This window comes from Asticcacaulis sp. P2_C5 (genome assembly GCF_056404555.1).
Genome location: NZ_JBFUDU010000021.1, coordinates 48,511 through 58,284 on the forward strand (window position 1 = coordinate 48,511; position 9,774 = coordinate 58,284).

General features: G+C 62.1%; 3 protein-coding genes. All 3 read right to left on the reverse strand.

Going from position 1 to position 9,774, the window contains the following annotated elements:
* Positions 1-9: 9 nt before the first annotated feature.
* Positions 10-4,023: a glycosyltransferase gene (locus AC1DXO_RS25035; RefSeq protein ID WP_476980943.1), complete on the reverse strand. Its 4,014-nt coding sequence runs from the start codon at positions 4,021-4,023 to the stop codon at positions 10-12.
* A gap of 110 nt (positions 4,024-4,133) precedes the next feature.
* On the reverse strand, positions 4,134-9,254 hold the full coding sequence (locus AC1DXO_RS25040) for a glycosyltransferase (RefSeq protein ID WP_476980944.1): 5,121 nt from the start codon (positions 9,252-9,254) through the stop codon (positions 4,134-4,136).
* Positions 9,255-9,470: 216 nt separating this feature from the next.
* The coding region (locus AC1DXO_RS25045) for a UDP binding domain-containing protein (RefSeq protein ID WP_476980945.1) at positions 9,471-9,774 on the reverse strand (304 nt) is incomplete at its 5' end.

The window sequence follows — 9,774 nt, forward strand, 5'->3', positions numbered from 1 at the left end:
TGACGCCGTTTAGAGGTTGAGCACCTTTAAGACCTCGTCGACCGAGATGCCACCAATGCAGTCACAGAGAGCGTTGGTGAACTTCGAATCCTTGCTGGTATCGAGTTCGCACGGTGAGCAGTCGCGAGCGATGGCGATCGACTGGCTGTTGGGCCCCAGCGGTCCCCGCGTCTTGACATTGGTCGGCGCAAATAGCGAAACCAGCGGAATACCCAGGGCATTGGCGACGTTCATCACCCCGCTGTCATTGGCGACGAAATGGCTGCACGACAGCATGGCACGCGTCATCTCCTCGATCGTGCCACCGGTGCGGTTTTCCGTACCGTCGACATATTCATCCGGCGTGCCGAACGAGGCGACCCTGATGCCACGCGCCATCAGGCGGTGCGCCATGGCGCCATAGCCCGGCCAACGCTTGGCGCCCCAGATACCCCCCTTGGAGCCGGCATGGATACCGACCAGGAGGTCGTTCGGCTTTTCCCAGACATAGTCGCCCAAAAAGTACTGGTTGATGTCCTCGGGACCATAGTCGACGCCCAGAACGGCCTTGGCCGCGGCCAGGTTGAATTCAGTCTCGTGCAGTTCGCTGCCAGGATGAAAGGTTTTCCACGACCGCGACTGGAGCAGGCGGTTGGTGGCGAAATGCGGAATAGCCGTGCCGAAACAGTGGGTAATGAAAACGGCCTCGTAGCGACGATTGAGGACGTCTTCGTTGAGGACGAAGGCATGGTTGACATAGTCGCGCTTGCCCAGGACGAACAACATGTCCTTGTGATCGCCGGCCATGACGACATCGACCGGCCGGCCGGTACGCAGGGCCAGGTTACGGATCATCGGCGCGGTATGGATGATATTGCCGAGGCCGGAGCCAACGCCGATCAGCAGGGGTTTGTCAACGGCGGCGACGAGGTGACCCAGACGCCGCGCCTGCATGTTGAAACTGTAGCGTTCAGAGTTTTCCAGAGCCAGCTGCGACTGGCGCAGCCAGTGGTCGTCATCGTCGAACAGACGGTCGATCTCACGCGCCCACAAATCCGGGTCCTCGGCTAAGCTGACGCCGGACTCGATCAGCAGATACGGGACGTTGCCTGTGTCCGAACCGATCACCGGCACGCCGAAGCGTTGGGCTTCGATGACAACACGTGAAAAGGTTTCGACAAAACGGTAGCTGGGCACAGCGACAACACGCGCCTGGCGATACAAAGTCGTCATGTCGGCGACATGGTCGAGAAGCTCGACATTGCTGACGCCTTCACGCGCCAGCTGGGCCTGGGCAACGTCACGCGACGACTGGCTGGCTATGGCGCAGAAGCGGATATGCGGCACGCGTTTCGCCGTCTGGATAAAGAGATCGAACCCCTTGTCGCCGCGGGCATTGGCCAGCAAGACGAAATCGCGACCATCGGGTACGACCTCTCCCGTATCCTCCGGCTCGACATTGTCGGGCAGTGAAAAGAGGATCGGCGGCCGCATACCGTACATGGTCTCTACCATGTGGCGGGTATAGTGCGAATTGGCGTAGACGACCTCGGAATCGCGAATGACACCGTTGAATTCCGGCCGCCCCTCGACATCGCCAAAATCGACGTCGGGATAATAGCCAGAGGACGGGGTCGGCGGGGCCAGCATGTCGCGCCAGAAGTGGATGCCGTGGATCAGGCTTATGTTGAAGAAGCGGAACGCCGCCGTAACTTCGAAAGCCAGGCCCGAGATCATATGGGCCAGGACCGGCTTTTCCTCGAAGATCAGGCGGACGAATTCCTGCGGCGACTTGTCGATAAAGCGGTAGCGCAGGCCGTTGACCTCCCCCTCCTCGCCGACCAGTTCGGCCTGGGTGCCAATCACCAGGACGTTGTAGCCCATGTCGCGATAGATATGGGCCATCTGCTGCAGGAAGTGTTCGCCGCCGCCGAACTTGCGCACGCCGTATTGCGAGAACAGAAGGACGGTGCGGCCCCCGGCCGGCGTCGGCGTCAGGTCGGGCAGGCCAGAGACGTCGCTGTCGGAAATGCGGGCATAGAGAGAGGCCACACGCTCGATCTGGTCGAGGTCGCTGTGCGTATCGATAATACCGGCCTGAAGCAGGGACAGCAGGTAGTCACGACGCCAGACGATCCGGCGTAGTTCGCCCTGGTCGCGGACGCCGGCCGCCCAGTCATAGCCAATGGCCGCCAGCCGTGAAGCGGTCTGCGCCACGTCTCGCGACGGGTCGAAGCCGAACATCACCCAGCGCCCAGTCGCCATGAGGACGGCTTCGCCCCAGCCATTGCGCCCTTCGATGGGGATGATCTCGGCGAGGTTGCCGGGGTCGGCGAGGTCGCGGGCACTGCCGTCGACGAGGATGGCAATGCCGTTTTCAGCCCGCGGCCGGAAGGTTTCGACCAGGCGCGAAATGATGCGATGATTGAACTTGCAGGTGTCATTGTTCGGCGCAACGCCGAGCGCCTTCTGGCTGGTTTCCAGCGCTTCATCGATCAGGTTGAGACGGACATAGACACGTGTCAGCTCAATGAGTGATGCGAGGTCGCCCTTGCCGCGTTTGACCGCCTCCAACGACATGGCCAGGGCTTCGTCATAGCGCAGCAGGTGCAGATACAGCATGGCCAGTTCGCGCAGGGCGCCAACATTACCCGGGTCGATAGCCACGGCCTTCTCGATCATTTCGACGGCGCGCGGCATGGCGGTGCGGTCCTCGCCAAAGACGCCGTAGCTGCCGAAACCGACACGGATCAGGGCGCGGCCCAGTTCGAGATAATATTTGGTTTCTTTCTCGGGTTCGAGCTTTACGCAAGCTTCGAAGACGCGCACGGCGTCGGCCCAGCGCGAAAGGCGGGCATAGGTGACGCCGAGATAGAAGAGCGCCGCATGCTTGCGCGGATCGAGGTCGTAGATCCGTTCAAAGATATGCGCTGCCTGATCGAGATCCCCAAGATAGAGAGCGGCGCGGCCCTGCCAGGTCAGGATACGCGCCGAAATACCAAAATCGTCTGGCAGGCCGTCACAGACGAGCGAGAGAAGCTGCCAGTTCTGCGCCTTCGCCTGCTCTTCAATGAGGGCGTAGACGTCTTTTTCCTTCCATCCCTCACGCCCCAGCATGGCGTTGATCAGGGTACCGACGCTTTCTCGGGTCAAGTTGGGTTGTTTGCCAGGCTCGGGTTTGCCGCGATAGCGGATCTCGGCAAAACGGGGAAACTTGCCTTTCGGCTTGTCCAGCAGGGTCGGCGGCACGGGATCGGAGGCTTCGGCGGCCGGTTCGGACGAAGGGGGCGCCATGGGTTCGGCCAGCCGTTCGGCGGCGCCCGGTGGCGGCGTATAGCTGTAGATCAGCGGCACATCGACGAGCGAACCTTCGGGCATGAGGCGAACCTCGATACGGTTATCGCCGGCTCTCAGCCGTTCATCGGGCAGGTCGATCGAGAAACCATGGGCGCCGTCACCGATCCCCGCGTCCAGAAGATCACCGCGCATGTCGTCGGCACGGTGGACGCCGATCTCTTCGCCGTTCATGTAAAGTCCGAAACGAACCCTTTCCGCTGGATTGCCCTGGTTGAACAGCCAGCCGCTGATCACACCATCCTGGACCCGTTCCAGCCTGCCGCGGACGGCGCGGGCGCCGGCGAGCGAAGCCGGCTGCCGGCGGGCTGCTGGTTGGGCAGCGGGTGATACGGGCGCCGGCGGCGGCACGACTGGCGTCACTGGGGCAGCCGTTGGGATAGCCGGATTGTAGTGATAGACAAAGGGGTCGCCGATCCGCAGATTTTCCGGCTGGCCGTAGAGTTCGATCGTGTTGTCGCCCGGCCGGAAGGCGTGATCGGCCACGAAGACCTCGAAACCATGATGGCCGGTGCCGACCATGGCCTGGCGCAAATCATCGCGAAAAAGCTTGGCGACATAGGGTCCGGAATCGACATTATTGATCCGCAGTCGAAACTGAACGTGCGGGTCGCCGCCTTCATCGCACTGCGCCCATCCGACGACGACAGACTCCGTGACCCGTTCCAACCTGCCGCGAAATTGACGCATAAAATCTGATCTCTGCAATAAATTAGTAGCCGGTAGTTCTGCTATATGCGGTGCAAAAAGAAAAGCCCCGCCGGGTTGATTTTACGCCGGCCGGCGGCATGGGGACGGCGTCAATTTTCCGCCGGACTTAGCAGATCTCGGTAGAGCGCTTCATAGGCCGCGCCCATATACTGGATATCGTGTGTCTCGCCGTAACCCGTCTGCCAGGTCAGAACCTCCGCCGTGCGGTGTTCCCACTCGCTGCCATCGCGCAGGCTGAGCAGACGGTCAAGGGCCGCGCGAGGCGTGATCGACAGTGGCAACAGCCAGCCGCCGCCCGTCTGCTTGATTCGTTCACCTACGGCGCCGCAGTCGATGCCGACGACCGGCAGACCGCAGGACCACATTTCGGTCAGGGTATGACACCAGGTTTCCGGCCAGATCGACAATACTGCGCCGACATGCGGCGCGATGGCGGCCACCTTGCTGGTAAAATCATCGCGCTGATAGCGGAAATGAACAACAACATTGGGGGCGCGCGTCACCTTGCCGGGATCGCCCAGCAGATGCCATTCGATGCTTTGGTCTATGTCCAGTTCGATCATCGCGTTGATCAGGTCTGCGCCCTTGGCCGGCGAAATATTGCCGGGCACCAGAACCCTGAGCCGCCCGCCTGGCACAGGCCGGGTCGCCGACTGGGTCACCTGGGCAAAGTGACGGCCGTGCGGAATGATCGGAAAGGGTCTGGCCCTGATATCCGGATAAACGCTGAGGAACACATCGCGCGCGCTCGGCGACGTGGTGACAAAGGCGTCGCAGGCGGCCAGGGCGTCCGCGAATATCTCACGCCAACGGTGCACGAAAGCATTCTTCAGTGGTGGGAATTCGCTCTGCGGCCATAGCTCGACCGCGCAATCGCCCGCCGTCGCCGTACAGGTGCCGGCGCAATAGACCTTGTCCTGGTCGAGCAACTTGATCGTCGGGCAAACCGTGTAAAAGTCGTGCAGCGAGAAGACGACGGGAATGCCCAGGCGTTTGCAGACGACCGGCAGGTCGGCGCCGTGCCAGCCGAGGTGACGGATATGGACCAGTTCGAAGGCATATTGCAGCAACAGGCGTGCCACGGCATCATCATAGTCGGGCGAACGATGCAGGGTGGGTTGAATGGGCGTGGCCAGCGGAACGCGGACAACCATTACTTCACGCCCCTCCACAAAACGCGAAAGCTCGATCTGCCGCGAATCACAGGCCAGGACCCACGGTTCGTAGGTAGCTTCCACCGCCTGCATCAGGTCGCGATTGGTCTGCGGGGTACCGCCGGTGCGCGTCGAGATAACGTACAAGATGCGCGGCTTCGCTCGCTGTCCCAGGGCCAGCGCCCGGCGTAGTCGCCAGCGTACACCAAGGACGCCTTCGCTCTGGCTGAAGACCTGCATCAGCCCGGCAGCCTCGGGATAGACTGTATCGAGATCGACGGCCGGTTCTGGCGGCATGTCCGGCCGATAGACATAGGTGCGATCGTCGAGGACGTGAATGCGGCCGGACCGGATAGCGCGCAGGCAGAAGGCCTGAATGTCGCCGTCGAATCCGACCAGGTCCAGAGCGTCGCGCCGGATAAAGAGGCAAAAATCACCACCAACCGGACAGCGCGGATAGGCAATGCCAGACGCCTGGCGAACCAGCCGGGCCATGTCCTGCGCCGTCAGGTCCGGCGGCAGGAAATTATCAATGTCCGGTTCGGGAACGGAAAAGACGCCGGCATTATTGCATAGCGGGGTGGCTGTGGCGGCGCGCGGATCGCTGTAGGCCGCCGCTCGCAGGCCGGACAGCCAACCTGGAGAGGTCTCTATGCCCGACTCCACCAGGACGATATCGGCGCGACCGGCGTCCGCGATCGCCTGGGTCAGGTCTTGCTGCGGCAGGCGGATGACAGCGATCTCATGGCCCGTTGCCTGTAACAGATGCGGATAGGCGTTGGATACAGGCGTCGGGGCGCCTTGCTCGAATTCGACCGTGTCCCGTTCGGTAGCGATGAAGTCCTGCGTCCCTTTCGGGGCGAACTGAATGCGGACCAGGCGCGATCCGCCGGGATTGAACGGCGTAAACTGGAAACCGCCACCATGCTCGACCAGACCCGCGATAATGAGATCTTCGCGATACCTGTCGGCGGCAAGGGTCGTAAAACGAATGCCGTCAACATAGACATCGGCCTCGGCGACCTGATCCTTGCGCTCGGTATTGACCATCCATCCGCTGACGCCGTCAGGCGCCATGTGCTCGACCTTGAGGTGGATCGGTGCGATCGGCTCGTCGGAAGGCGGCAAGGGCGGTGCGATGATCACGAAAAGCGGTGGGAATACCACCAGGTCCGGATCATAGGCCAGGCGGATGTCGACGCGATGGAGCCGATTGTCCCAGTACTCGACGGGGATATCGAAATGAAAGCCGCAATGGCCGCCCGACTGGACGTCCGGGCGGAACAATGTCGCCAGGGCGGTCGTCACGTGATGCCCATCTATGTGTATGGTCAGTTCGACAGCGCCGAGGCGATTGCGGTCGGCAATCCAGCCATAGATATAGGTCTGCGTCAGGCCGTCCATGAAACCGCTGATGTGGGCAGGCATGTGCCCGTCGTCAGGCGCAACGGAGTCCTCGGTCTTGCCGTCTGGTTCGGCGGACGGTTCCACGGCCTCGGTCACTGCCTCCGGCGGGGTGCCAATGTCGGCAGCACCAATATCGGCAGCGCCTGTGTCAGGAACGTCTGCGTTGGGAACGTCTGGCTCCGGGTCGTCCTCCCGCTGGGACGCGGAAACGGCAGGCGCGATAATCACGAAGACGGGCGGGAAGACGACCAGATCCGGTTCGGAGACAAGGCGGACGTCGAGGCGATGTGGCCGCCCATCCCAGTAGTCGACGGGAATGTCGAAGTGAAAGCCGCTGTAACCGTCGCTGACGCCACCCGCCAGAACGTCCTCCCGGAACCGCGCGGCCAGGGCAGTTGTGACAAGCAGGCCATCGATATGCAGCGCCAGGGCGACGGGGCCGGGCGCGTCATGATCCGTGATCCAGCCGTAGATATAGGTTTCCTTGAGGCCGTCCAGCGTGCCGTCTATGCGCGGTGCCAGGGGTGCAGGCGCCTCGTTGGGTAAAGGCGCAACCGGCACCGGCACCGGCTCAGGCTCTGCGACCGGTTCAGGTTCGACCACAGGTTCAGGCGGAGGCGCAATGACCGCTGTAAGCGGCGGGAACAGGAAACGATCCGGATCGGAGGCCAGGCAGACCTCGACGAGATGCGGCTGGTTGTCCCAATACCCGACGGGAATGTCGAACTGAAAACCACTGTAGCCATCGCTGACGCCACCCGACCGGACATCTTCGCGAAACACCGAAGCCGGCAGGGTCATGACAAGATTGCCGTCAATGCGCAGGGCCAGCTCGACGGGGCCCGGGCGATCACGATCGGCAATCCAGCCATAAACGTAGCTGTCTCCAAGACCGTCGAGCGAACCGCTCATTTGGGCCGGCATCCTGGGCGGCTCAGGCAGGGCATGGGTGGCCGCGGGGGGAGCTTCGGCCTCAACAACGGCTTGCTCTACAGGGGCTTCAGGTGTGACCGGTTCAGGCTCCGCAACCTGTTCAGGTTCAGGCGGCGGCGCGATGATCGCTGTAAGCGGCGCAAACACGGCCCGCTCCGGATCGGACGCCAGGCAGACCTCGACATGGTGGGGCTGGTTGTCCCAATAGGCGACGGGAATATCGAGCTGAAAGCCGCTATTGCCATCGCTGACGCCTCCCGACAGCACATCTTCGCGAAATACCGAGGCTGGCAGGGTTGTGACGACACTACCGTCAATGCGCAGGGCCAACTCGACAGGGCCCGGGCGATCACGATCGATGATCCAGCCATAGACATAGCCGGCTCCCAGACCGTCCAGCGAACCGCTCATATGGGCCGGCATTCTGGGTTGGTCCGTCAAGGCTGCCGATACATTTTCGGCCACGGGCTCCGGATCTGGTTCGACGACCGGTTCAGGTTCAGGCTGAGGTTCGGGTTCAGGTTCCGGGGGCGGCGCAATGACCGCCGTAAGCGGCGGAAACATGGCCCGCTCCGGATCGGTCGCCAGGCAGACCTCGACATGGTGGGGCTGGCTGTCCCAATACACGACAGGAATATCGAACTGGAAGCCGCTGTAGCCGTCACTGACACCACCCGCCCGGACGTCCTCGCGAAAGAGCGAGGCCGACAGGACCGTGACAAGACGGCCGTCAATGCGCAGCGCCAATTCGACGGGACCGGGCCGATCGCGATCGGTGATCCAGCCATAAACATAGCTGTCCCCCAAGCCATCCAGCGAACCGGACATATGGGCTGGCATGTGCAGCGAAACAGGCTCGGCCAAGGTGGGCTCAGGGGCAGGCGGCGCCTGAGCGGCAGGCACATTTTCAACCGCGGGCTCAGGCCCGGATACCTTTGGTGCGATGGCCGCGAGCACAGGCGGGAACAGCGCCTGGGCTGGATCGGCGGCCAGACGAACCTCCACGCGATGAAGCTGATCGTCCCGGTAGTCGACGGGAATATCGACCTGAAAGCCGCTGTAACCGTCGCTGACCCCGCTCGACTGAACATCCTCGCGGAAGATCGAAGCCAGGGTGGTCGTAACGGCGCGGCCATCGATATAGAGCGCCAATTCCACGGGACCGGGCTGGTTACGATCAGTAATCCAGCCGTGGACCTGCCAGCCATGGGCCTGATCGTCTTTCACCCCGTCCATGAAACCGCTCATATGGACGGGCATATGAACCGGAACGCCACGACCGGGACGGCGTAACGGGACAGACGGTGCAAGATCGGACGATTCGGCAGCCGCCGGTTCATCGATCGGAACCGGCTCGACAGTCATCTTTTCGATATTGGCGGACGGCGCGTTCGAAGCGACAGGTTCAGGCGTTACTTCGGACGGATCGGGAACGCCGTCCGAATCGATGACCACGACGAGCGGAATGGCGTTGAGAAACCCTGGCGCGTCCTTGACGCTGACCATGATCTTGTGGATGCCGCCATCGCGCAGCTCGGCCGGGATTGCGATGCGGAAGGTTCCACGGCCGCCGCTTTCGGGCGACTGGGCCAGGGCTGTGGCAACGACCTTGTCGTCGATATGCAGGACCAGTTCAGGCGACGGGCTGGAACCAGCGACCCAACCCTCGACATGGTTGTTGCGGACGCGCTCGACCTTACCTTTGTAAATCGCCACCGACGTCAATCCCAACCGCTTAGTATGTATATCGGACTCTGTTCAGACGAAATGCTGAGACCTGGCCTACCCCCCTGATGCCAATGCCCCAGCAACAATACGCCTGACATAGCGCATTGACGTCATAGAACCTTTACGACATCCAAAGTCAACATCGTGGCAAAGGCATCGGCATAACAAAATCAACGGCCTGGACGGATCAGAGGACAGTCGCCGTCAGCCCGTGATCTGTTCGGCGGGCCTTCCGACGCAGTAGTAGGCGAAGCCGTGACGGGCGACCTCTTCCTTGCGATAGATGTTGCGCAGGTCGACCAGCACAGGGGCCTTGACCGCCGCCTTGATCCGCTTCAGGTCAAGCGCACGGAACTCGTTCCATTCGGTGACGATGACGACCGCGTCGGCGCCTTCGGCCGCGGCGTAAGGACCATCGCAATAGGTAATCGGCGGCAGGACCTGTTTCGCATTCTCCATGCCCTCCGGATCGTAACCACGCACCGTGGCGCCGGCCCTGACCAGTTCC

Excerpts from the sequence above, each read along its gene's own strand:
- AC1DXO_RS25035 (WP_476980943.1), bottom strand. The coding sequence starts at position 4,023 with ATGCGTCAATTTCGCGGCAGGTTGGAACGGGTCACGGAGTCTGTCGTC.